Below are 1,857 nucleotides of genomic sequence, written 5' to 3'. Positions count from 1 at the left end.
CCGCAGACCGCGCTGACCTCCAGCCTCTACGGTGACTTTGTCTTTGTGGTGCGTCCGGCGAAGCCGGCGGCCAATGGCGCCGCCCCTCCTGCTGCGGCAAAGCCGGAAGAAAAGCCCGCCACGGATACTGCGAAGCCCGCAGCCGAAGCGCCCGCGGCAAAACCCAACGAAGAACCGGCGGCAACGCCGACCGAACCGACAGCGGAAGAACAGAAGCCGCAGCTCGTGCTCGCCCAGGTGTTCGTCAAGCCCGGCCGCCGCAACGCCGGCCTGGTTGAGATCCTCGAGGGCATCGCGCCTGGAGACGAGGTTGTTACCGCCGGCCAGAACCGGCTCTCCAACGGCATGTCCGTTGCCGTCGACAACACGATCGATCCGACCAAGCCGGCGAACCAGCAGGCAGCCCAGAAATGAGCCTTTCCGACCTCTTCATCCGCCGCCCGGTCCTTTCGACCGTGCTCGCCCTGATGATCCTGCTTCTGGGTTTTCAGGGCATCTTCAACCTTTCGATCCGGCAGTATCCGGAGGTCGAAGAAACGGCTATCACGATCACCACGGTCTATCCCGGCGCCAGCGCCGACCTGATCCAGGGATTCATTTCCGCGCCGATCGCCCGTGCCGTCGCTTCGACCGAAAACATCGATTACGTCACGTCGGCGAGCCGGTCGTCCCTAAGCACCGTGACGGTGCAGATGAAACTCGGCTCCAATCCCGACGTCGCGCTGAACGAAGTCTTGTCGAAGGTACAAGGCGTGCGCGGCGATCTGCCGGACGAGGCCGAAGACCCCGTGATCGTCAAGGGTACCGGCGATCAGTTCGCGATGATGTATATCTCGATGCAGAATCCGAACATGACGCCGGAACAGCTCACCGAATATATCGAGCGCGTCGTGCGGCCGCGCATGTCGACGGTCGAGGGTGTAGCCGACGTGCAGATCTTCGGGGCCGCCGAATATTCGATGCGCGTCTGGATCGACCCGATCAAACTGGCGGCGCGCGGCGTGACGGCGTCGGAAGTGCTGACCGCCATCAACGAATCGAATTTCCTGTCAGCACCCGGCAACACCGAAAACGAATACGTCGCCTCCTCGATTACCGTTCGCTCGACGCTGCAGACGCCGGAAGCTTTCGCCGCTCTTCCGCTTCGATCGAAGGACGGCAATGTGGTGAGGCTGCGCGACGTGGCGCGCGTCGAGCTCGCCGCGGCGAACACCGACACCAGGGTCACTTTCAACGGCAAGCCCGGCATCTTTCTCGCCATCTTCCCAACGCCGGCCGCCAATCCGCTGACGACAGCGGAGGCCATCCACGAAATCGTGCCGACGATCCAGGAGACGCTGCCGCAAGGCATGACGATCGAGATCGTCTACGATTCGACCGAGCAGATCAGCGCCTCGATCGAGGAGGTGTTCAAGACCATCGGCGAGGCGGTCGCCATCGTCATCGTCGTCATCCTGCTCTTCCTCGGCTCGTTCCGCTCGGTGCTGATGCCGATCGTGACCATTCCGCTGTCGCTGATCGGCGTCTGTTTCCTGCTGTTTTCGCTGGGCTATTCGATCAACCTTCTGTCTTTGCTGGCCATGGTGCTGGCGATCGGCCTCGTCGTTGACGATGCCATCGTGGTGGTAGAAAACATTCACCGGCATATGGAGGAAGACGGTTTGTCGCCGATGCAGGCGGCCTTCAACGGCATGCGGGAGATCTCGTCCGCTGTCATCGCCATGACGATAACGCTGGCCGCCGTATTCGCGCCGCTGGCCTTCACCGGCGGCCTGACCGGCGCACTGTTTCGCGAATTCGCGGTGACGCTTGCCGGCTCGGTGGTGCTTTCGGGTGTCGTTGCCCTCACCGTCACGC

At 62.6% G+C, this 1,857-nt stretch carries 1 protein-coding gene and 1 pseudogene; both read left to right on the top strand.

The window, feature by feature from the left end:
• A pseudogene (locus EOA86_RS33025) lies at positions 1-414 on the top strand (efflux transporter periplasmic adaptor subunit); the annotation flags it as partial.
• A partial coding sequence (locus EOA86_RS33020; RefSeq protein WP_164892252.1) for an efflux RND transporter permease subunit occupies positions 411-1,857 on the top strand: 1,447 nt, incomplete at its 3' end. The pseudogene EOA86_RS33025 and the gene EOA86_RS33020, both read left to right, overlap by 4 nt.

The sequence above is a fragment of the Mesorhizobium sp. M5C.F.Ca.IN.020.32.2.1 genome, assembly GCF_004023105.1.
GTDB lineage: Bacteria > Pseudomonadota > Alphaproteobacteria > Rhizobiales > Rhizobiaceae > Mesorhizobium > Mesorhizobium wenxiniae.
The sequence above is the reverse complement of the archived record's forward strand: the minus strand, read 5'-3'. Positions and strand labels throughout refer to the sequence as shown.